The 22,175-nt window shown below is 63.5% G+C and carries 19 protein-coding genes; 9 read left to right on the top strand and 10 right to left on the bottom strand.

Annotation, left to right across the window (positions count from 1 at the left end; genetic code table 11):
• The first annotated feature begins 34 nt into the window (after positions 1-34).
• A complete protein-coding gene (gene hpt / locus NKH29_RS23345) occupies positions 35-577 on the top strand; it encodes a hypoxanthine phosphoribosyltransferase (protein ID WP_023721145.1) in 543 nt (180 codons plus the stop codon).
• A 299-nt stretch (positions 578-876) separates the two neighbouring features.
• Positions 877-1,248 (top strand): response regulator, encoded by a 372-nt coding sequence (locus NKH29_RS23340; protein ID WP_023721093.1) that lies wholly within the window; start codon positions 877-879, stop codon positions 1,246-1,248.
• 18 nt (positions 1,249-1,266) lie between these two features.
• On the opposite strand, the gene NKH29_RS23335 is transcribed toward NKH29_RS23340, so the two are convergent.
• Positions 1,267-2,217, bottom strand: a complete 951-nt coding sequence (locus NKH29_RS23335; protein ID WP_352483513.1) for a DMT family transporter — start codon at positions 2,215-2,217, stop codon at positions 1,267-1,269.
• A gap of 222 nt (positions 2,218-2,439) precedes the next feature.
• Between NKH29_RS23335 and NKH29_RS23330 the strand changes: the two genes are divergently transcribed.
• Entirely contained in the window at positions 2,440-3,297 is an 858-nt protein-coding gene (locus NKH29_RS23330) for a LysR substrate-binding domain-containing protein (RefSeq protein WP_023721091.1), read from the top strand.
• 78 nt (positions 3,298-3,375) lie between these two features.
• Here NKH29_RS23330 and NKH29_RS23325 read toward each other — a convergent pair whose 3' ends face one another.
• Positions 3,376-5,988, bottom strand: a complete 2,613-nt coding sequence (locus NKH29_RS23325; RefSeq protein ID WP_353000654.1) for a TIGR02302 family protein — start codon at positions 5,986-5,988, stop codon at positions 3,376-3,378.
• Positions 5,989-6,200: 212 nt separating this feature from the next.
• Positions 6,201-7,142: a threonine/serine dehydratase gene (locus NKH29_RS23320; RefSeq protein ID WP_352495616.1), complete on the bottom strand. Its 942-nt coding sequence runs from the start codon at positions 7,140-7,142 to the stop codon at positions 6,201-6,203.
• A gap of 62 nt (positions 7,143-7,204) precedes the next feature.
• Between NKH29_RS23320 and NKH29_RS23315 the strand changes: the two genes are divergently transcribed.
• Entirely contained in the window at positions 7,205-7,507 is a 303-nt protein-coding gene (locus NKH29_RS23315; protein ID WP_352483516.1) for an ArsR/SmtB family transcription factor, read from the top strand.
• 16 nt (positions 7,508-7,523) lie between these two features.
• Here the strand turns inward: NKH29_RS23315 and lysA are convergent, their stop codons facing one another.
• The 3 genes from lysA to argH form a co-directional block, all read right to left on the bottom strand.
• Positions 7,524-8,792, bottom strand: coding sequence for a diaminopimelate decarboxylase (gene lysA / locus NKH29_RS23310; RefSeq protein WP_352495615.1), 1,269 nt, complete (start codon positions 8,790-8,792; stop codon positions 7,524-7,526).
• A 16-nt stretch (positions 8,793-8,808) separates the two neighbouring features.
• Positions 8,809-9,015: a hypothetical protein gene (locus tag NKH29_RS23305; protein WP_352495614.1), complete on the bottom strand. Its 207-nt coding sequence runs from the start codon at positions 9,013-9,015 to the stop codon at positions 8,809-8,811.
• Positions 9,016-9,085: 70 nt separating this feature from the next.
• Complete coding sequence (argH, locus tag NKH29_RS23300) at positions 9,086-10,486, bottom strand: argininosuccinate lyase (RefSeq protein ID WP_352495613.1); 1,401 nt, start codon at positions 10,484-10,486, stop codon at positions 9,086-9,088.
• 35 nt (positions 10,487-10,521) lie between these two features.
• On the opposite strand from argH, the gene tlpA reads away from it, so the two are divergent.
• Positions 10,522-11,205: a thiol:disulfide interchange protein TlpA gene (gene tlpA / locus NKH29_RS23295; RefSeq protein WP_353000653.1), complete on the top strand. Its 684-nt coding sequence runs from the start codon at positions 10,522-10,524 to the stop codon at positions 11,203-11,205.
• A 2-nt stretch (positions 11,206-11,207) separates the two neighbouring features.
• On the opposite strand, the gene NKH29_RS23290 is transcribed toward tlpA, so the two are convergent.
• Positions 11,208-13,640: a bifunctional diguanylate cyclase/phosphodiesterase gene (locus NKH29_RS23290; RefSeq protein ID WP_353000651.1), complete on the bottom strand. Its 2,433-nt coding sequence runs from the start codon at positions 13,638-13,640 to the stop codon at positions 11,208-11,210.
• Between the two features lie 293 nt (positions 13,641-13,933).
• Between NKH29_RS23290 and ugpB the strand changes: the two genes are divergently transcribed.
• The 4 genes from ugpB (at position 13,934) to NKH29_RS23270 (ending at position 18,246) form a co-directional block, all read left to right on the top strand.
• Positions 13,934-15,244 (top strand): sn-glycerol-3-phosphate ABC transporter substrate-binding protein UgpB, encoded by a 1,311-nt coding sequence (gene ugpB, locus NKH29_RS23285; protein WP_353000649.1) that lies wholly within the window; start codon positions 13,934-13,936, stop codon positions 15,242-15,244.
• 185 nt (positions 15,245-15,429) lie between these two features.
• Positions 15,430-16,314 carry a sn-glycerol-3-phosphate ABC transporter permease UgpA gene (gene ugpA, locus NKH29_RS23280; RefSeq protein WP_353000680.1) on the top strand — a complete coding sequence of 295 codons (885 nt, stop codon included), beginning with the start codon at positions 15,430-15,432 and terminating at the stop codon, positions 16,312-16,314.
• Between the two features lie 8 nt (positions 16,315-16,322).
• Positions 16,323-17,171, top strand: coding sequence for a sn-glycerol-3-phosphate ABC transporter permease UgpE (gene ugpE / locus NKH29_RS23275; protein WP_023721082.1), 849 nt, complete (start codon positions 16,323-16,325; stop codon positions 17,169-17,171).
• A 7-nt stretch (positions 17,172-17,178) separates the two neighbouring features.
• Positions 17,179-18,246: a sn-glycerol-3-phosphate import ATP-binding protein UgpC gene (locus NKH29_RS23270; RefSeq protein WP_023721081.1), complete on the top strand. Its 1,068-nt coding sequence runs from the start codon at positions 17,179-17,181 to the stop codon at positions 18,244-18,246.
• A gap of 22 nt (positions 18,247-18,268) precedes the next feature.
• On the opposite strand, the gene NKH29_RS23265 is transcribed toward NKH29_RS23270, so the two are convergent.
• From NKH29_RS23265 to NKH29_RS23255, 3 genes are all read right to left on the bottom strand, one after another.
• A complete protein-coding gene (locus NKH29_RS23265) occupies positions 18,269-19,351 on the bottom strand; it encodes an ABC transporter ATP-binding protein (RefSeq protein WP_023721080.1) in 1,083 nt (360 codons plus the stop codon).
• Positions 19,348-20,931: an ABC transporter permease gene (locus tag NKH29_RS23260; RefSeq protein WP_023721079.1), complete on the bottom strand. Its 1,584-nt coding sequence runs from the start codon at positions 20,929-20,931 to the stop codon at positions 19,348-19,350. Before NKH29_RS23260 ends, NKH29_RS23265 begins: the two co-directional genes overlap by 4 nt.
• A 169-nt stretch (positions 20,932-21,100) precedes the next feature.
• Positions 21,101-22,108 (bottom strand): iron ABC transporter substrate-binding protein, encoded by a 1,008-nt coding sequence (locus NKH29_RS23255; RefSeq protein ID WP_352483525.1) that lies wholly within the window; start codon positions 22,106-22,108, stop codon positions 21,101-21,103.
• Between the last annotated feature and the right edge of the window lie 67 nt (positions 22,109-22,175).

The raw sequence follows: 22,175 nt of genomic DNA, 5'->3' as shown, positions 1-22,175 counted from the left end.
GCCTACAAGGCGATCATTTCTGGAAAGGCGGCCAATGCCAGTTGTGCGCGGCAAGGACATCGAAGTCCTGTTTTCGGCGTCCGCCATCGCGCGGCGGAATCTGGAACTTGCCAAGGAGATTGCCGGGCACGACTACCACGACCTTCTGGTAATCTCGGTGCTGAAGGGATCATTCATCTTCGCCGCCGATCTTATCCGTGCCATGCACGATGTCGGCCTGTCGCCGGAGGTTGAGTTCATCTTCATCTCGAGCTATGGCGCCGGGACAACCAGCGGTGAGGTGAGGGTGCTGCGCGACATCGACAACGAGGTCGCCGGCCGCGATGTGCTTCTCATCGACGACATCCTCGAATCCGGCAAGACGCTGAGCTTCACCCGTGACCTCATGCTGTCGCGCGGCGCGAGGAGCTGTGCCATCGCCGTGCTGCTCGACAAGCGCATGCGCCGCCAGACCACGCTCAACGCCGACTATGTCGGCTTCGACTGCCCCGATTATTTCGTCGTCGGTTATGGCATGGACGTCGCCCACGCGTTTCGCGAATTGCCGTTCGTCGGCATGGTCAAGGGCGACGCTTGAGGCCTTTTTGATAATTCTACTCCGGCGGACACCTGACGCAGTGTTCTGCGCTTCCTGCAGCGCAGCGCGTCCTTTGGACGCGCAAAGGACGCTGTAGCACTTTTGATTTTGCGCATGATGCTTTCCGAAATCGAAACCGAGTTCGGGATCAAGCGCGAAGCTCCCGGACTCGAACGTCCGCTCCCCTCCGGTTCTCGAAAACCACGCCATCTGACTCGCCGGAGCGAATTCTGAAAAGGCCTCATCGACACTCAGCGCCTTCAGGAAACATCAACTTTTCCTCGCCAAATATCCTGCCCATGGCAAAGCTCTTGATCGTTGAGGACGATGAATCCGTCCGCACCCTCGCCGCCCGTGCGCTCGAACGCGCCGGGCATAATGTCACTATTGCCGCCGACGGCGCGCACGGTCTTTCTCTGATCCGGGCGGCGCAAGGGGGCTACGACCTTGTGCTGTCCGACATCCGCATGCCGGAGATGGACGGCATCGAGATGGCCAAGGCGGCAGCGGCGCTGTTCCCGGCGATGAAGATCATGCTGATGACCGGCTTTGCCGATCAGCGCGAGCGCGCCGAGGAATTGGACGGCGTTATTCTCGATGTCGTGCAAAAGCCGTTCACGCTGGCTGAAATTCGCGCCCGCGTCGAACAGGCGCTCGCCTGTTTCGCCTAAAGCCCAAGGCCGACCCCTTCACGCAGGGTCGCAGGTCGCAGCGATGGCTGGCGCGCCGCTCCGGCGCCGGCTGGCATTGAGCGCAAACAGGCCGGCGCCGATGATGAGGGCTGCGCCGGCCGCCGTCGCCGGTCGCGGCACTTCGGCAAAGAACAGAAAACCCCATAGCGGCGACCAGATGATACCGGTGTATTCGAAGGTGGCGACGCTGTTGGCGGGCGCCAACCGGTAGGCCTGCGACAACAGGATCATGCCGGCCGAGGCAACGAAGCCGCATGCCCCCATCTTCAGCAGATCCGACGTCGTCGGCCAGACCCATGGCCGGACTAGGAATTCGAGGCTCGGATGCACGGCATGGTCGATGTCTGCCAGCCAAAACAGCCCCGCCACCAGGGCAGCACCGGCCAGATAGGCGCCGTTCTGGTAAAACGCCATAACGGTCGAGGATTCGGTGTCGCCGATCTTGCGTGCCATCAGTTGCGAAAAACCGTAGAGCAGAGCCGAGCCTAGCGACAGCAGCGCCGCCCAGTCGAACACGCCGGCACCCGGGCGCGCCATCACCAGCACGCCGAGCATGCCGACCAGGACGGTGGCGAGCGCCTGCCAGGACACGCGTTCGCCGAGATACGGGCCGGCCAGCGCCATGATGAACAGTGGCGCCATGAAATAGAGCGCCACCGCGTCGGCCAGCGGCAGGGCGGCGATTGCCAGATAGTAGGCCGTGTAGGAGGTGAACTGGATGAAGGCGCGCATCGTCAACATGCCGAACCGCTTCGACTGGATCGCCTGCAATCCGACGTCGGCGTGGACGAGGAAAACCAGGATCGGCAGGGCGACGATCGAGCGGATCGCCATCACCTCGGTGACGGGATAGCGGCTCGACACCGCCTTGACCAGCGGGTCCTGCAGTGAAAAGACCAACACGCCGAGACAGAGGCTGAGGATGCCGAGCACAAGCCGATTCTGCATGGGCGCTCCGGTCTCCTGCGCGCCGGCCGGAAGCAGGCCTGCATCCGGGTAAAAAGAACCCGCCACCGTTTCGGGCAGCGGGTACGAGTGAGGACTTTTGATTGGTCCGCGGCCGATTTCGCGGCCGCATATCCAATGGGTGAGGCGACTATCGTCCGCCGTTTGACATGTTGCAAACGAATTGGAATGATGCCAGCAATCAGATTTTCTTATGGCGGGCACATGCGACCCAATCTCGACAGCGACCTCTTGCGCACCTTCGTCGCGGTCGCCGACACCGGCAATTTCACCAAGGCGGCGGAGCGGGCCGGCCGCACCCAGTCGGCGGTCTCGATGCAGATGAAGAAGCTCGAAAGCATGGTCGGCGACAGCCTGTTCGAGCGCGGCTCGCGTGGTGTGGCGCTGACGCGGCGCGGCGGCGAGCTCATCGCCAACGCCAGGCGCATCGTTTCGCTGCTCGACGAGACGGCGGCATCGATGGTCGCGGCGCCGCTTGGCGGGCCGGTGCGCATCGGTATCCCGGAGGAATATGGCCACGCGATCCTGTCGCGCGCGCTCGGTGCCTTTGCCAAGCGCCATCCTCAGGTCGACATCACCGTCCGCTACGCGCATTCCGGTGCGCAGATCGCGGCGCTCGCCGCCGGCGAGCTCGATCTGGCGGTGGTGTTCGAATGGCAGGATCTCTCGGGCGGTGAGGTGCTGATGCATGATCCGACCGTATGGGTGACGTCGGAGCTGCATCACATGCATGAGGACCGGCCGGTGCCGATCGCGCTCTACAACCGCGCCGGCTGGTGCAAGGATTTCGCGATAAAGTCGCTGGAACAGCGCGGTCTCGCCTATCGTGTCGCCTACACCAGCGATACCAATGGCGGCCTGCGGCTCGCCGTCACCTCCGGGCTGGCGATTGCGCCGATCTCGCGCAGCAACATTCCGGCCGGCTGCCGCGAACTTACGGCCGCCGACGGCTTCGGCGACATCGATTCCTCGAACGTAGTGCTGCGGCGCAATCCGAACGCTTCCGGCGAGGCGATCGACGGCATGGAAGAGGCGATCCGCGAGGCGTTCACCAACCGTTAAACACGTCGCTCGGTCCGGCGATAGCTGCCACCACGGAGGACCGCGCACGGCGATCTTCCAAAAATGTAGAGTGCAGCCTTACTTCAGCTCCAGCAACCGCTCCAGATAGCTGCGCTCGATATCGGGGCTGAGCGCGTTGCCGAGCCGCTTGCGGATTGCCTCGAGGATCTGGCGGGCGCGCTGCACGTCGATCTCGTCAGGCACTCTCACCGAACTTCCGTCATCGGGACCCTCGCTGGTGCGGGGCCGCCCGAGCGGGTCACGGTCGGCATTCTGCTGGCGTCCGCCCTGCCCGTTGCCGCCCTGGTCGCCTTGCATCGCTTGCAATTGCTTCATCATATCCTTGGCGCCCCTGCGCAAGGCTTCCAATGCGCGGCCCTGGTGGCCGACGGCTTGGTCGCCCTCGCCCTCGCCGAGCGCCTGTTCGGCATTGCCCATGGATTTGCCGGCTTCGCCAAACCCCTCATTGGGGTCGAGGCCCATGCCTTCGAGGCCCTTCCTCAATTGATCGAGCTCGCTCTGCAGCTTGCCCTGGCCTTCCTGCAATTGCTTCAGCGCATCGGCAAATTCCTGCGGCGTCATCGGCTTCGGCCGGCCGAGCGGATCGCGGTCGTCGCCCGGGCTGGGCTTGCCCCCTTCGCCCATCGGGCCTTGCTCACCGTTCTCGCCGAGTTGCTCGTCGCGGTTCTGCCCGCGCTGTTGCTGGCCGCGCTGCATCTGGTCCATACGGAATGTGTCGTTCATCATCTCCTGCTGGCGCCGCATGATCTCGCCCAGCTTGTCCATCTGCTGGCGCATCTCGCTATCCTGCTGGCCGCCTTGCTGCTGGCGGCCTGCCTGCAGATTGTTCATCATGTCCTGCAGCTCCGACAGCAATTGCTGCGCCTGGTCGCGATTGCCGGATTTCGCCAGGTTCTCGATTTGGTCCATCATGCGGTCGATGTCGCTCTGGCGCAGTTCCTGGCCGTTTTGCTGCATCTGTGGCGCATTCGGATTCTGCTGCGCCCGCGCCGCGAATTCCTGCAGGAACTGGTTCATCGCCTCGCGCAGTTCCTTCATCGCCTTCTCGATCTCTTGGTCGCTGGCGCCGTTCTTGATCGCATCCTGCAGCGCCTGCTGCGCCTGGCGCAGCCGCTTCTCGGCCGCCGACAGATTGCCTTCCTCGATGCCGAGCGCGATCTCCCAGAGGTAAGCGACCTCGTCGCGCAACTGGTCGTCGCTGTCGGCCATCTTCAGCCGGGTGCGGGCGCTCATGATGGCGAGGTAGTGCGCCATATTGTCGAACGTGTCTTCCGGCCTGAGCGTGATCGCATCCATCAGGTCGAGCACGCGGTCCTTGGCATAGGCATCGAGCGCCAGTATGCGGCGCTGCTCGACCACGGCCCGCGCCAAGGGGTTGGAGAATGGCCGCTCCGGCATCACCAGCGTCTTGGTTTCGCTGGTCGCCGTGTGTCCGGCGCCGTCGGTAGCGACAAGCGACAGCTTGACGTTGCCACCGGCCCAGACATGGTCGGTCAGATCCTTCGTCGTTTTGGCGGCATTGGCCTTGCCGCCGCGGCGCGGCAACGTCAGCGGCATTTCCGGCGGCCCATAGAGCGGATGCGCGTTGGGCACCTGCGGATCGGCCAATGCGAAAACCGCCTTGGCGGAGGCCGCGCCATAGTCGTCGTCGATCTGGTAGTTGAGCTCGAAGGCGCCGTTGACGGCGCGTTTCGGCTCACCGACAAAGCGGATCTGCGGCGGCTTGTCGGGGATTATGGCGAAGGCCCAGCGGCCGAGCTCGCCGTCGCCGGATTGCAGCGTCAGCATGCCGTCGGCCGTCAACTTGCCGCTGAACTGGCGCACGGTGGAAGGCGTTGCAGTATTTGCCTCTGGCTTGGCTTGCGGCCCGGTCGGATCGATGGCGCGGGTGTTGCCGCCGGCGTCGGCGTAGTTCAGCGTTTCCTCGCCCGAACCGCCCGTGACGCGCAGCGACACGTCGCTGCCTTCCGGAACGGTGAAGGTCGGCGCCGCTTGATTGGCATTGTTGGCAAGGACAGGGGCGTTGAGGAATACTGGTGGCCTGCCGGTATAGGCCGGTGGCGTCACCCAGGCATCAATGCGCGGCGGCACGACGTCGCGCGCGGCACGGGCAACAAACCCGTCAGTCAGCTTGCCGCCCGACGGCCCGAAGGAGAAGGCAAAGGCGGTGACCAACAAAAGCGCCGCAACGGCGCGCAACGCCCACGGGTCATGCTCGGGGACGCGCGTGCGCGGCACGTCGCCGCCAAGCTCGCCCAGCCGGTCGGCCATGCGCCGCTGATGCTCGCGCCACAGGGCTCGCGAAAAAATGCTTTCCTTGCCGCTCGGGCGATCGGTCTGGACCTGCACCGGGCTGTGCAGCAACCGGTTGGCCGCCTCGATGCGGCGGTCGACCTCGACACTGGATGGCGTGCGGAAGAAACGCAATGGATAGAGTGCGGCAAGCGCTGCGACGCCGAATGCCGTGATGAGACCGAATCGCGCTAAATCGGGCAAAAGCGGGAACAGACCGAGCCACGAGATACTGAGAAACAGGCTGGCGACGATGATCAGCGGCAGCAGCAACGGCCAGCCGCGCTCGACGATTATCGAGACCTGCGTCGCCAGCCGGCTCAAGGCAAGGCGCCCGGCCAGGCTGCGATCGCTGGTAAAGACGGGTCGTTGCGTCATCGGCCCTTCCTGGCCGGGCGGGATAGCCCGGACCTCACGAGTCTATCGCATGGGCCCGAAAAGTCGATTTTCGGGAAGCACGATGCGAAGACCCAAAATCTTAGCGCATACGTCGTGCATTCAGGCGGCTGCACGTCGCCCTAAGGATACCAACAAACACGGCGAAGGCGAGGCGGTTCCCCAAAACGTGAACAATAATGCCCCGGATATTGTCAAAATTTCGCTGGATTGGCGTTTGCGCCGCAGACCAGAACGGCAACGCGCTCGCCCACAGCCGGCCTGTAGCGGCCGGACAGGAGCGCCGCGAAGGCCGCCGCACCGCCCGGCTCGGAGATGATTCGCACCCGGTCCCACAGCGCCGCCTGGGCGGCGATAATGTCGTCGTCGCCGACGAGGATCGAGCGCTCGACGAACGCCTCGGCGATAGGAAACATCATTTCGCCGACACGCTTCGGCGCGAGCGAATCGGCGGCGATGCCCTCGGTCGGGGCATCGACAGGCCGGCCAGCCTCGAAAGCGCGGTGTAGCGTCGGCGCACCCTCCGGCTCAACGGCAATGATCCTGATGCGGCCGGAAAACCAGGCGGCGATGCCGCCGATCAAGCCGCCGCCGCCGACAGCGACCAGCAGCGTGTCGAGCTTCGGCAGGTCGGCCTCGATCTCGAGGCCCAGCGTGCCTTGCCCGACCAGCGTCTCCTCCTGGTTGAAGGCGTGGATCTGCAGCGCGCCGGATTTTTCGGCGAAGCTCTCGCTGGCGGCCAGCGCCTCGGCATAACGGGCGCCGCCGACGATCAGCTCGGCGCCGTAGCCGCGGATGCGGTCCAGCTTGGCCGGCGGGCTCACTTCGGGAACAAAGATGGTCGCCTTATGGCCGAGCCGCATGGCGGCATAGGCGACCGCGGCGCCGTGGTTGCCGCCCGATGCGGCGACGACGCCAACTGCGGGAACCGGCCGTTCGAGGAGATTGGTGAACGCGCCACGCGCCTTGAACGAGCCGGAATGCTGCAGGCATTCGAGCTTCAGGTCGACAGGCAGAGGCGGGCGGCCGAAATCGGCCATGTCGACGCGCAGCACCGGCGTGTGGCGCACGAAGGGCCGGATGCGGGGTTCCATCGCCGCAATGCGCTCGCGGGTGATCGTGTGGCCATGCAGCATGCTTCACTCCCAGAGTTGACATTCAGAGTTGACATTACTTAGTAACTTGGCAAAGTGCCTAAATGCAAGAGGTCGACGTCTTCAAAGCGATTGCCAGCGAGCGCAGACTGCAGATCCTCGATTGGCTCAAGGACCCGCGCGCGCATTTTCCGCCGCAGGCGGACGGTGATCTGGTCGAGGACGGGGTCTGCGCGCTGCTGATCGCGGAAAAGCTGGGGATCACGCAGGCGACGCTCAGCGAGCATATGCGCGTGCTCACCCAGGCAGGGCTTTTGCGCAGCAAGCGTATCAAGCAGTGGATATTCTATCGCCGGAACGAGGACAGGATCGCCGAGGCCAGGGCGCTCATCCAGCACCGGCTGTAGCGCTGCAAGGTATCTCTCAGGTCAACCAATCAGGCACCGAATCCAGCCCGATCAATTCGTCATAGGTCTGGCGCGGGCGCACGATGTGGAAGCGGTCGCCGTCGACCAGCACTTCCGGCACCAGCGGCCTGGTGTTGTAGGTGCCGGCCTGGACGGCGCCATAGGCGCCGGCGGTGGCGACAGCGATCAGGTCGCCGGCTTTCAGCCTGGGCAGGTCACGGTCGAGCCCGAGATAGTCGCCGGTCTCGCAGACCGGGCCGACGACGTCGACCCTCATGCGCGGTGCTGCGACCGGCTGCTGCACCACCGGCCTGATGTCGTGGAAGGCGTCGTAAAGGGTCGGCCGGATCAGATCGTTCATCGCGGCGTCGACGACGAGGAAGTTCTTGGCGTCGCCCTCTTTCACGAAGATGACCTCCGAGACCAGGATACCGGCATTGCCGACGATCAGCCGGCCCGGCTCGAACATCACTTTCAGCCCGAGCTTGGCGACATGCTTCCTGACGATCTGGGCATAGGCTTCGGGCAAAGGCGGCGGGTTGTTGTCGACGCGGTAGGGAATGCCGAGGCCACCACCGACATCGATATGCTCAATGGCATGCCCGTCGGCACGCAACGCGCCGACCAGTTCCACCAGCAGCGCGAAGGCGTCGTCGAAGGGCTGCAATTCGGTGATCTGGCTGCCGATATGGGTATCTATGCCGGTGATCTTGATGCCCGGCAACTCAGCCGCGCGGGCATAAACCTTCCGCGCCTGCTGCCAGGGAATGCCGAACTTGTTCTCGGCCTTCCCAGTCGAAATCTTCTTGTGCGTCCTGGCGTCGACATCCGGGTTGATGCGCAGCGAGATCGGCGCGATCTTGCCCAGCGCGGTGGCGCGGGCCGACAGCAGCTCCAGCTCCGGTTCGGATTCGACGTTGAAACAGAGAATGCCGGCCGAGAGCGCAAAATCCATTTCGCGCGCGGTCTTGCCGACGCCTGAAAACAGGATCTTGCTTGCCGGAATGCCGGCGGCCAAAGCGCGGCGCAGTTCGCCTTCCGAGACAACGTCGGCGCCGGCGCCGAGCCTTGTCAGCACCTTCAGCACAGCCTGGTTGGAATTCGCCTTCATGGCATAGCAGACGAGGGCGTCGAGCCCGGCAAAAGCTTCGGCAAAGACGCGAAAATGCCTGGTCAGCGTCGCCGTCGAATAGCAATAAAACGGCGTGCCAACACTGGCGGCGATATCTGATATTGCCACGTCCTCGGCATGCAGTACGCCGTCGCGGTAGTCGAAATGGTTCACGAGATCGGTCCGAAAATCAGAGCAGCGGGTCGAGGATGAATTTCTTGTCCTCGACAGGTTTTTCCGGCTCCGGCGGCAAAGATTGCTTGGCCTTCTCGGCGTCCTTGCGCGCCTGCACGGCTGCCGCGTAGGGCGTATCGAGCGCAGCCTTCCTGCCGCAGGCCGCAACGGTCGCCATCGCCGCTAGCAGCGTCAGCGTCACCAAAATCCTGCTTCCGGTCATCGCGTCATCCGTCCGAAACTGTTGCCCGCAGCGCTTCTAGCCGAGTTTTGCGGCCATTGCACCCCGCGTCTTACGCCTTGGCGAGCCGCTTTTTCCAGTAGCGGATCTGCTTGCGCACCTCGGACGGCGCGGTGCCGCCGAAGCTTGTGCGGCTCTTTACAGAATTCTGCACGGCCAGAACCGAAAACACGTCGGCGCTGATACCGAGGTGAATGGACTGCAAATCCTGCAGCGAAAGCCTGTCGAGCCCGACCTTCTTGTCCTCGGCCAGCGCCACCGCCCGGCCAGTGATATGGTGCGCCTCGCGGAACGGCAGGCCGAGCGTGCGTACCAGCCAGTCGGCGAGGTCGGTCGCAGTCGAATAGCCGGCGCCGGCCGCCTTTTTCATCGCGGCAGTGTTCACCGTCATGTCGCGCACCATGCCGGTCATCGCCGCCAGCATCAGGTCGAGCGTCTCTGCCGCGTCGAAGACGGATTCCTTGTCTTCCTGCATGTCCTTGCCATAGGTCAGCGGCATGCCCTTCATTACCGTCAGCAGGCCGACCAGATGGCCGGTGACACGGCCGGTCTTGCCGCGCACCAGTTCGGCGGCGTCGGGGTTCTTCTTCTGCGGCATGATCGACGAACCCGTCGAGAAGCTATCCGACAGCCTGACGAAACCGAATTGCGGGGTCGACCAGATGATGATCTCTTCGGCCAGCCGCGACAGATGTGTCGCGCAGATCGCCGCCAGCCCCAAGAATTCCAGCGCGAAATCGCGGTCCGAAACGCTGTCGAGCGAATTGCGCATCGGTTCGCGAAAACCAAGCGCCGTTGCCGTCTGGTGCCGGTCGATCGGAAAGCTGGTGCCGGCAAGGGCGGCCGCACCGAGCGGGCTTTCGTCCATCCGTTCGATCGCATCGCGGACGCGCGACAGGTCGCGCGCAAACATCTCGACATAGGCCATGCAGTGGTGGCCGAAGGTCACCGGCTGCGCCGCTTGCATGTGGGTGAAGCCCGGCATCACCGTTGCCGCATGCTCCTCGGCCCGGGCGAGGAACGCTGTGATCAGGCCTTTCAGCGCCTCGGCGACACGAAAGCACTCGTCTTTGACCCAGAGCCTGAGGTCGACCGCCACCTGGTCGTTGCGCGAGCGGGCAGTGTGCAGGCGGCCGGCGGCAGGGCCGATCAAATCGGCGAGGCGGGCCTCGACATTCATGTGGATGTCTTCCAGCCTGGTCGAGAACTCGAATGTGCCGGCCCCGATCTCTGCCAGGATCGTGTTCAGCCCGTGACTGATTTTTTCTTGATCGGCCGCCGAAATAATGCCCGTTTGCGCCAGCATCTCGCTATGGGCGATCGAGCCGCGAATGTCCTGGGCATAGAGTTTGCGGTCGAACGAGATCGACGCGTTGATCGCTTCCATGATTGCGGCCGGACCCGAGGCAAAACGTCCGCCCCACATCTGGTTGCTGGCCTTCTTGTCGCTCATCGCTATAACCCGTGCTCCGGAGCAGTTTTTGAAAAATGGCAGACGGCAATAGATTTTTCCCGGCTTTGCGTCTCATCCTCGCCGCTTTGGTTGCGGGCGTGCTGGCCGGCGCGGTCGCGGTATATGTCAGGGAAAGCGGTTCTGGCAACAACGCGCCCGCGCAAGTGGCCGCCGGCGGCGGCAAGGACGACGTCGCCTGCGCCGCCAAGACCGACCATGCCAAGAAGATCGCCGCGGCCGCTACCGGTCAAGTCGCCGCGCTTTTGCCGGCGGATCCGCCGCAATCGCTGAAAAGCCTCGCCTTCAACGGCCCCGACGGCAAGCCGACGACGATCGCCGATCATGCCGGCAAGACGGTGCTGCTCAATCTGTGGGCAACATGGTGCGCACCTTGCCGCGCCGAAATGCCGGCGCTCGATGCACTGCAGAAGGAGATGGGCAGCGACGCGTTTCAGGTTGTTGCAGTCAACGTCGATGCCGGCGACGATACCAAGCCGAAGAAGTTCCTCGAGGACACCGGCGTCAAGGCGCTCGGCTATTATCGCGATGCCACCATGGCACTGTTCAACGATGTCAAGACGCGCGGCCTGGCACTCGGTCTGCCGGTCACCATGCTGGTCGATGGGCAAGGCTGCCTGATCGCCCATATGAACGGCCCGGCCGAATGGTCGGGGCCGGATGCCAAGCGTCTGGTCGAGGCGGCGCTTCAGCCGGGATAGGCTCAGACCGTGCGCAGGCGCGGCTTGAGCACGGCGATGCTTGCGCCGCGCCGGCTGGCGGTGCGGACTGCCGGAGCCGTGACGCCCGTCAACTCGCCGAATGTCTCGATCGGAGCCGGTTTGCCGAGGTAATAGCCTTGCCCGATCTCGCAAGCCTCGGCGTCAAGGAACTGCAATTCGCCGGGCGTCTCGATGCCCTCCGCCAGGACCGGCAGGCCGAGACCGCGTCCAAGCCCCAGCACGGCGCGGACGATCGCCGCGAACTGGCCGTTCTTGTCGACCGATTTGATGAACGACCCGTCGATCTTGATCTTGTCGAAGGGAAAGGCGCTAAGGTTGGACAGCGAAGAATAGCCGGTGCCAAAATCGTCCATCGCCACATGCACGCCAAGCGCCTTGACCTGCCTCAAGGTTGCCAATGCGCGGGGCATGTCCTTCACCAGGGCCGTTTCGGTGATCTCCAGTTCGAGCCTGCCGGGTGCGAGGCCGGATCTCGACAGTGCGTCGTGCACCTTGCGGCTGAAGTTCGGATTGTGAAGCTGCACGGCGGAGACGTTGACGGCGACCATCAGCGGATTCGTCCAGCGAACAGCATCGTTACAAGCCGTCGTCAGCACCCAGTCGCCGATCTGCGCGATGGCGCCGCTGTCCTCGGCCACGGGGATGAAAACGGCCGGGGAAATGTCGCCCCGCTCCGGATGCTGCCAACGGACCAGGGCTTCGAAGCCGATCATCTTGCCGCTGCGGATTTCCTTCTGCGGCTGGTAGACGAGGTGGAACTCCTTGCGGGCGATCGCCTGGCGCAGTTCATGCTCCATCACGCGCTTGTCGCGGGCCGCGGTGCCCATGGCTATCTCGAAAAAACGATACGTGTCCCTGCCCTCGGTCTTGGCGCGATGGAGTGCCGTGTCGGCATGGCCGATCAGGCCGGCCTGATCTTCGGCATCCAGCGGAAAGAAGGCGATGCCGATGCTGGCCGAAACAAGGCCGGAGCCGACTGAAACCCTGTTTTCCTCCCGGATCGCCGCCAGCAAGTCCTCGGCTATGCGGCCTGCGGCCAGGGGGTCGGGGAGGTTCGGAGCTAAGACGGCAAACTCGTCGCCGCCGAGACGCGCGAGCATCTGTCCGTGGCGCGGAATGCCGGAAATGCAGTGCGCCAGCTTCTGCAGCATGGCGTCACCGGCGCTGTGGCCGTAGAGGTCGTTGACTTGCTTGAATCGGTCGAGGTCAAGCAGCAGGAGCGCCAGATATCCATCCTTGCTGCCACGCTCCATCGAAGCGATTTCTGCTTCGAGCCGGGAAGAAAAGCTCCGCCGATTGGCAAGCCCGGTAAGTGGATCGAAATGCGCGAGACGGAGGATCTCTTCTTCCGCCTTCTTGCGCTCACGGATGTCGCGAACGGCAAGCACCGTATGAGGCCTGCCGCAGTAGGCGATCTTCCTGGCGATCAGCTCGACAGGAATTCTCGTGCCGTCGCTGCCCCTCAATTTCGTTTCTTGTGCCTGTTCGCCGAAGCCGGATACATCGGCTGCGCTCTGTCCATCGAACAGCTCGCCGAGTTGCATCGTGTTCAGGGTGGCTGTCGCCGTGCCCGTCAGTTTCGCCATGCTGTCATTGGCGCTGACTATGCGTGTGCCATCGCAAACGATCAGCCCTTCGACCGCGGCATTGGCGAGATCGTGCATGCGATCGGCCTCGAGCCTCTGCCGGCGAAAGCGCAGGTCGATCCACAGCGCGGCGCCTGACAGCACAAGGATTACCAGGCTGGCGACCGCTGCCGCAAAGGCCTGGGAAATGGGCTCGATGGAATGTTCGGATATTTCAATCGAGGAATCCGGAATGATCGACACCGCGCCCATCGCGATGAAATGCAAGCTGCAAATCGCCAGCGTCAAAAGCGCGGCGCCGCCAAGTGTCGCGAGCGCGGACGGGCGGCGCAAGACGACAAGGAGCGCCAGTGCCGCGAGCGTCCCGCCGGCCAGAAGCGATATCGCGACAAGGAGCAGGTTCCATACGATCCGGCCCTCGACCTCGAACGCCGCCATGCCGATGTAGTGCATCGTCGCGATGGCGCCGCCCAGAATGGCGCCGCCGACGAGGAAATGGTCGATGCCGCGGCGCAAGGTGGCAACCCACATCCCAAGCGCGGTCAGGATGACGGCGGCGGCAAGCGAAAAGGCGGATAATCCCGGATTGTATGCGTTCGGTATTCCCGGCGTAAACGCAGTCATGGCGATGAAATGCGTCGCCCATATGCCGAACCCGGTCGAAGTTGCGGCGATCATTAGCCAGACAAGCCGGTTTCGGTTGGTCGATCGGCCGACGTGCTTAAGGAGATTTACTGCAGAGAAGCAAGAAATGCCGCAGACGAGGGCGGCAAGTGCGACCAGTCTCAGGTCGTGCTGACTTACAATACAATTATAGACCGTCAGCATCCTGGGTTCACTCGGTCTGCCAAATAACAGGGGAGGTGTGACTGATTAGCTCTTGGAGATTTTAACGAATGGTTAACCCGCGGGCCATGAGGCGGGCCTTTTCGGGGGAAAACCGATGCGCTCCGCCGAGAAGGCGGTGATGTAGTTCCTGGCGACGCTTTCGGTAGCGAGCGCACTTTAGCCGGAAGCGATGTTCATTGACCCGCAACAAAACCGTTGTCCGATTGTCATCAGCGCCACATATTGGCTTTGCGAGAGTGCCCCTTTCGCCAATGACAAACGGGAGATGAAACATGAAGTTCTTCGGCTTCGCGGCCGGTGTTGCCGCCACCTTGACCCTGCTTTCCACCACCTCCGCCTTCGCCGTCACGCAGATCAGCTGGTGGCACGCCATGACCGGCGCCAACGCCGAGGTCGTCGCCAAGATCTCCAAGGATTTCAACGCCAGCCAGAGCGACTATGAGCTCGTTCCGGTGTTCAAGGGCACCTATCCGGAGACGCTGAATGCCGGCATCGCCGCTTTCCGCGCCGGCCAGGCGCCCGATATCCTCCAGGTGTTCGACGTCGGCACCGGCGTGATGATGGCGGCCGAGGGTGCGATCAAGCCGGCGGCCGATGTGCTGACCAGTGCCGGGATGACCTTTGACAAGAGCCAGTATCTGCCCGGCATCGTCGGCTATTATTCGAAGCCGGACGGCACCATGCTGTCGTTCCCTTACAACTCCTCGTCGCCGATCCTCTACTACAACAAGGACATTTTCCAGAAGGCAGGCCTCGACGTGAACAGCCCGCCCAAGACCTGGAACGAGGTGTGGGAAGCTGCCAGGAAGATCAAGACGAGCGGCGCCGCCCCTTGCGGCTATACCTCGACCTGGCTGACCTGGATCCATCTGGAGAATTTCGCGGCGTGGAATGACGTGCCTTGGGCCACTCAGCAGAACGGCCTGGCCGGCGGCGATGTCGAACTCAAGATCAATGCGCCGATTTTCGCCAACCACTTCCAGGCACTCGCGGACCTAGCCAAGGACGGCACGTTCAAGTATGGCGGGCGCACCTCCGAAGCCAAGCAGATATTCCTCGCCGGCGAATGCGGCATCTTCACCGAATCGTCGGGCGGCCTCGGCGATATCGTCAAGTCCGGCATGAACTATGGCATCGGCCAGCTTCCCTACGATAGCGACGCCAAGGGCGCACCACAGAACACCACGCCGGGCGGCGCCAGCCTGTGGGTGTTCGGCAACAAGTCGGACGAGGAATATAAGGGTGTTGCCGCCTTCTTTGCCTATCTGTCCAAGACCGATGTGCAGGAATATCTGCACCAGAAGTCGGGATACCTGCCTGTGACGCTCGCCGCGTATGAGGCGACCAAGAAATCAGGCTTCTATGACAAAAACCCCGGCCGCGAGACACCCATCCTGCAGATGACGGGCAAGGCGCCGACCGACAACTCGAAGGGCGTGCGCCTGCCGAATCTGCCGCAGGTGCGTGATATTCAGAATGAGGAGTTGGAGAAGCTGCTGGCCGGCCAGCAAACCGCCCAGCAGGCGCTCGACAATGCGGTCACACGCGGCAACGCCGCGATCAAGGAAGCGCTGGAGAACTGACGAGATTATCTCGGTTAAAGCGCGTCGCGTTTGAATGGCCACATGCGACGCGCTTTAAGCTCTTGTTCTTATGCATGTCGTTATCTCAAAACCGCTGCGCACTTTTGGGCGACATGCATTAGACGGTTGGAATATCGCCCACGCGAGCTCGCGTGGGCGATACCTGGATAGCGAGGGAAATCAGCCTGTCTCCACGCGTCGTATTTCCCAACAAGATCCTGCCGTACCTGCTGGTGGCGCCACAACTCGCCATCACCCTGGTTTTCTTCTACTGGCCGGCCGGTCAGGCGCTTTACCAGTCGATGCTCAGGCAAGACCCGTTCGGGCTGAAGAGCAGGTTTGTCTGGTTTGCCAATTTCCGGAAGGTGCTGGCCGATCCGGCCTACCTCAACTCGATCAAGGTCACCGTGGTGTTCTCGCTTGCGACCGCGATCGTTGCCATGGTTGTGGCCCTGCTGCTCGCGGTCATGGCCGAGAAGGCCGTGCGCGGCAAAAGCCTCTACCGCACACTGTTGATATGGCCTTATGCCGTCGCGCCGGCGATTGCCGGCATGCTGTGGCTTTTCTTGTTCAATCCTTCGATCGGCTCGTTGGCCTATTTGCTGAGAAGCCTCGGCATCGCATGGGACCCGCTGCTCAACGGCACCCACGCCATGATCCTGCTGGTGTCGGCGGCTGCCTGGAAGCAGATCAGCTACAATTTCCTGTTCTTCGTCGCCGGCCTGCAGGCGGTGCCGAAAACGCTGATCGAGGCGGCGGCCATGGATGGCGCCGGCGAGACCAAGCGCTTCTGGACCATCGTCTTCCCGCTGCTTGCGCCGACAACCTTTTTCCTGCTGGTCGTCAACACCGTCTATGCCCTGTTCGACACGTTCGGCATCGTTCATGCCGTCACCGGCGGCGGCCCGGGCAAGACGACCGAGACGCTGGTCTACAAGGTCTACAATGACGGCTTCGTCAATCTGATCCTGGGGGACTCGGCGGCGCAGTCGGTCATCCTGATGGCCATCGTCATCGCGCTCACAGCCATCCAGTTCCGCTATGTGGAACGCAAAGTCCATTACGGCTGAGGGCAGCGATGATCGGCCAATCCCCGCTCCGCACCGTCATCGCCCATGCCGTGCTTATCCTTGGCATATTGATCGTGGTTTTTCCGATCTACTACACCTTCGTTGCCTCGACGCACACGCTGCAAACGATCCTCAGGCCGCCGCTGCCGCTGTTGCCCGGCGACCAGCTATGGAACAATTACAGCGAGGCGCTGTTCGGCGGCATCGGTCGTATCGGCGGTATCAGCGTCGGCAGACTGCTCCTCAACACCACGATCATGGCGCTCGGCGTCGCGGTGGGAAAGATCTTCATCTCGATCCTGTCGGCCTACGCGATCGTGTTCTTCCGCTTTCCGCTGCGCATGACCTTCTTCTGGCTGATCTTCATCACCTTGATGCTTCCGGTCGAGGTGCGCATTCTGCCGACCTACAAGGTGATGGTCGATCTCGGCATGATCGACACCTATGCCGGCCTGATCATCCCGCTGATCGCCTCGGCCACCGCAACGCTGCTGTTTCGCCAGTTCTTCATGACCATCCCGGGCGAACTGGTCGAGGCGGCGCGTGTCGACGGTGCCGGTCCATGGCGCTTCTTTTTCGATATTCTGGTACCGCTGTCGCGGACAAACATCGCCGCGCTGTTCGTGATCCTCTTCATCTACGGCTGGACGCAGTATCTTTGGCCGCTGCTCGTCACCAACAGCAACGACATGAACACCATCGTCATCGCGCTGCGAAAGATGGTTTCCTTCGCCGATGCCGACACCCAATGGCACCTGGTCATGGTCACCGCGATGCTGGCCATCGTGCCGCCGATCCTGGTCGTGGTGCTGATGCAACGCTGGTTCGTGCGCGGCCTGGTCGAATCCGAAAAGTGAGAAGCCGATGGCGACCGTCGATCTGAAGGATGTCAAGAAGATCTATCCCGGCGGCGTCGAGGCCGTGAAGGGCGTTTCCATCGCCATTCCCGACAAGGAGCTTTGCGTGCTGGTCGGCCCCTCCGGCTGCGGCAAGTCCACGCTGCTGAGGATGATCGCCGGGCTCGAGACGATTTCGGCCGGTACAGTCGCCATCGACGGCAAGGTGGTCAACGCCATTGGCCCGACCGAGCGCGACATCGCCATGGTGTTCCAGAACTATGCGCTCTACCCGCATATGAAGGTCTACGACAACATGGCCTATGGCCTGCGCAACCGCGGCACGCCGAAGGACGAGATAGACAGCAGGGTACGCTCGACTGCCAAGGTGCTGGAGCTTTCGGGGCTGCTCGACCGGCGCCCGCGCGAGCTTTCCGGCGGTCAGCGCCAGCGTGTCGCCATGGGCCGCGCCATCGTGCGCAACCCGAAGGTCTTCCTGTTCGACGAACCGCTGTCCAACCTCGATGCGAAATTGCGCGGGCAGATGCGCGTCGAGATCAAGAATTTGCAGCGCTCGCTTGGCGTCACCTCGGTCTATGTCACCCACGACCAACTTGAGGCGATGACGCTGGCCGACATCCTTGTCGTCATGAACGCCGGCCTGGTCGAGCAGATCGGCGCGCCGCTCGACGTGTACGAGAAGCCGGCCTCGACCTTCGTTGCTTCGTTCATAGGCGCACCGCCGATGAATCTGCTGGCGCTCACAGGGGCCTCTCCAGGCTCGGTATTGGCGGACGGGATGGTGATTGGCTCGGCGCCTGGACAAAGCAAGGCGGTGACACTCGGCTTTCGTCCGGAGGATGCCGATATCACCTTCGCGGCAGAGGCGCCGGCCGGCGCGCTCGCGTTGCCGGCGACAGTGGAAGCAGTCGAGCCGGTCGGTGCCGAAAGCTTTCTCCACTGCGCGGCAGCCGGCAGCCGTATCGTCGTGCGCGTCTCAGGCCGCGCCAGCGCCAAGCCAGGCGACCAATTGCGCGTCGTGGCCAGGTCTGAAAAGCTGCACTGGTTCGATCAGGCCGGTAAACGGGTCGATTGAGGTCGGCCTTGCGCAAAACCGTTCAGGCAAACACATGCGCCTTGCCCGACACGGTCAGCCGGACGATCTCGCCGATCGCCGGTGCGTCCATGCCCGGCTTGCGCAGGATCAACGGCGTGTTGCCGATGGCGGCAGCATCGGGCGGATCGGGGCTGTTCAAGAGACGCACCGCGATCGTGCACATCGAGCCGGCGAATTCGGATTCCGTCACCTCGCCGAACAGCATGTCCGGCGTGCCGGACATGCCTTCACGCGATGTCCGTTTCAGCAGCACCTGCTCCGGCCGTAGCATGATGCGCGCGACGTCGCGCCGCTCCGTGCTGTCGACGGCAATGCGGCCGAGCGGCGAGGTGGCAACGCCATCGGCGATCCTGGCCGGCAGGACGATGGCGTCACCGAGGAACTCGGCGATCATCCGGTCCTTCGGCTTGAAATAGAGCTCGCGCGGCGTGCCGACCTGCGAGAATTTGCCGTCGCGCATCACCGCGACCTGGCTGGCGAATGACAGCGCCTCGGCCTGATCATGGGTGACCAGGATGGTGGTGATGCCGGCCGTTTCGAGGAGCTCGGCCACGGCCTTGCGCATTGAGGCGCGCAAGCCGGTGTCGAGCGCCGAGAACGGCTCGTCGAGCAGCATCAGCCGCGGCTTCATGGCCATGGCGCGGGCGAGCGCGACGCGCTGCTGCTGGCCGCCGGAGAGTTCGTGCGGGCGGCGCTTCAGGATCCCTTTGTCCAGCCCGACGACATAGGCGAGCTCGGCGATGCGCTCGCTCCGCTTTTCCTCGTGACGGCCCATGCCGAACCCGATATTGGCGGCGATGCTCAGATGCGGGAACAGAGCGCCGTCCTGCGCCACCAGCCCGATGCCGCGGCGATGCGCCGGCACGGCCGTGTCGCCATCGGCCAGCACCTCGCCATCGAGCACGATGCGGCCCTGGTCGGGCGCCTCGAAGCCGGCGATCAGCCGCAGCAAGGTGGTCTTGCCACAACCGGATGGCCCGACGATCGCCGTACGGCTGCCGCTGGCCACGCTGAGGTCGACGCCGGCAAGTGCTGCCACGGGGCCGTAGTGCTTGTGGATGCCGCTCAGCTCGAGAAAGCTCATCGCCCGGCCATCCGCTTCGACTGGACGTAGAGCAGCCAGGTCAAAGGCAGCGACATCGCCACCATGATCAAGGCATAAGGCGCCGCCGACGCATAGTCGATCTCGCCGCTATAGGACCAGAACGCCATGGCCAGCGTGCGGGTGCCGTTGGGCGCCAGCATCTGGGTTGCGGTCAACTCGTTCATGATGCCGAGCGCGACCAATGCCATGCCGGCCGCGGCACCCGGCGCCGACAGGCGGATGGTCGTCGACCACAGCGCCTTGAGCGGCGACCGGCCGAGGCTGGAGGCGGCGCGTTCGAGCTCGACCGGCGCCTGTGCGATCGACGCCCTGAGGCTAATCAGAGCGCGCGGCAGGAACATCAGCGCATAGGCGACCAGGATGGTGAACAGGGTCTGGTAGAGCGGCATGGCGATACGCACGGCGATGGTGACCAGCGCCAGGGCGATGACAACCCCGGGCAACGCGCCGACGATATAGTTGCAGCCCTCCAGGACGCGTTGCAGCCTTCCCGGCGCGCGGATCGAAATCCACGCCATCGGCATTGCCGCGACGGTGGCGAGCAGCGCGCCTGCAATCGCCAGGAACAGTGTCTGACCAAGCGCCAGGCCGATCTCGTCGAGCCGCCAGACATCGGCGCCGCCGGCCATGAGCCAGCGACCGATAGTGACGAACGGCACCCCGAGCGCCAGCAGCGTGGTAACAGCGGGCAGCAGCAGGCAAGGAATGGTGGCGCGCCCAAGGCTCGTGCGCTGCTGGTGGCGCGCAGCACCCGAGCCGACGCGGGCATAGCGCTCCTCGCCGCGCACCAGCACCTCCAGCCCGAGCAGCACGAAGCAGCAGGTCACCAGCACGCCGGCCAGCATGTTGGCGGCGGGACCGTTGAAGGTCGACTGAAACTGGTCGACGATCGCGGTGGTGAAGGTGTCAAAGCGGATGAACACGTAGAGCCCGTATTCGGCCAGGAGATGCAGGCCCACCAGCAGGGAGCCACCGCAAATGGCGAGCCGGAGCTGCGGCAGCACGACACGCCTGAACACGCGCCACGGGCCGAGACCAAGGGCTGCCGCTGCATCTTCGAGAGCGGGATCGAGCCGGCGCAATGCCGCCGCCACCGGCAGATAAAGGAAGGGGAAATAGGCGATGACGGACACAAGCACGCCGGCCCACAGGCCGTGCAGTCTGGGCACCATGGTGATCCAGGCGTAACTGTGGACGAAGGCGGGAATGGCGAGCGGCGCCACCGACAGCCAGGCCCATAAGCGGGCACCCGGCAGATCGCTGCGCTCCGTCAGCCAAGCCAGCGCCACCGACAGCACGATCGAGATCGGCACCGCCAGCACCACCAGCAGGCTGGTGTTGACCAGAAGCTCGCCGACGCGCGGCCTGAACACCAGCGCCGCCACCGTTTCCCAGCCGGTCTGCACCGCCACCCAGACGATGAAGGCAAGCGGCAGCAGCGCGAAAAGCGAGACAAAGACGGCAGCCAACGCAATCCATGAGACCGACCAACGACGTGCCCGCACGGCCGTGGTGTCGGCCGGCAAGCCTGAAGGTGCGAGATCGATCGCAGACTGCATCAGATCAGACGTTGCGCCGGGTCCGCCCGGAGGCGGAAACGATCGGCGGCCGACAATGTGGCGAGCAGCTTGTGGTCATGGGCAAATGCCATTTTGAAAACAGAGCGCTCCCGCGGAAAGCGAATTCCCACAGGAGCGCAGTCGGTTGCCCTTTTAGGACGAACGCCGGCTAAAGCAAGCCGGCCGCCGTCATCAGGTCGGTCACCTTTTTCGAGTTCAGCGCCGTCGGGTCGACTTTCGGCGCCTGCAGATCGGCCAGCGGCACCAGCTTCGGATTGGACTCGGCGCCCTTGCCGACTGCGTATTCGAACGAATCGCCGGTTTTCAGCACGTCCTGGCCGCCCTTGCCGGTGACCCATTTCAGGAAAGCCTGGGCTTCCTTCGGGTGCTTGCTCGAGGCCAGCACACCGCCGCCGGAAACCGAGACGAAAGCGCCGGGGTCCTCGTGCTTGAAATAGTGCAACTCGACATTCTTGCTGTTCTCGCCGGTCTTGGCCTGATCGCCGTAGTAGTAGTAGTGATAGATCACGCCGCCTTCGACCTCGCCGGCATTGACCGCCTTCATCACCGTGCTGTTGCCCTTGTAGGCGGTAAAATTCTCTTTCATCGCCTTCAGCCAGTCGGCCGTGGCAGTCTCACCCTTGAGCTGCAGCAAGGCGCTGACGATCGCCTGGAAATCGGCGCCGGAGGGCGAAGCGGCCCAACGGCCCTTCCAGCTCGGATCGGCGAGATCGAGCAGCGATTTGGGCAGCTGGTCGGCGGTCAGCTTGGTCTTGTTGTAGGCAAAGACGGTGCTGCGCGCGGCAACGCCGACCCATTTGCCGCTCGCCGGCTGGTACTCCTGCGGAACCTGGGCCAGCGTCTCGGCGTTGACCGGCGCGAACAGGCCGGCTGTCTCGACCAGCACCATGGCCGGTGAGTTTTCCGTCAGGAACACATCAGCTGGCGAAGAGGACCCCTCAGCAACGATCTGATTGGAGAAATCGCTGTCGCCGCCGTTCCGGACGGTGACCTTGATGCCGGTTTCCTTGGTGAATCCTTCCGCCCAGGCCTTGGTCAGGTTTTCGTGCTGGGCGTTGTAGACGACGATGCCCTCGTCCTCGGCTAACGCCGGGCCGGCGATCAGGCTGATTGCAAGTGCTGTCGCACCGGCAAGGGCGGAAAGAGCATATTTCATGGCATCGTCCTCGATTTCGATGGTCTTTGGCTTGGTATGCTGCACCTATCAATACATGACTAGCGCA

It is taken from the genome of Mesorhizobium sp. M1295 (assembly GCF_040318135.1).
In the GTDB taxonomy this organism is placed as follows: domain Bacteria; phylum Pseudomonadota; class Alphaproteobacteria; order Rhizobiales; family Rhizobiaceae; genus Mesorhizobium.
Note: the sequence above shows the minus strand (reverse complement) of the source record. Positions and strands in the feature narration are given on the sequence as shown.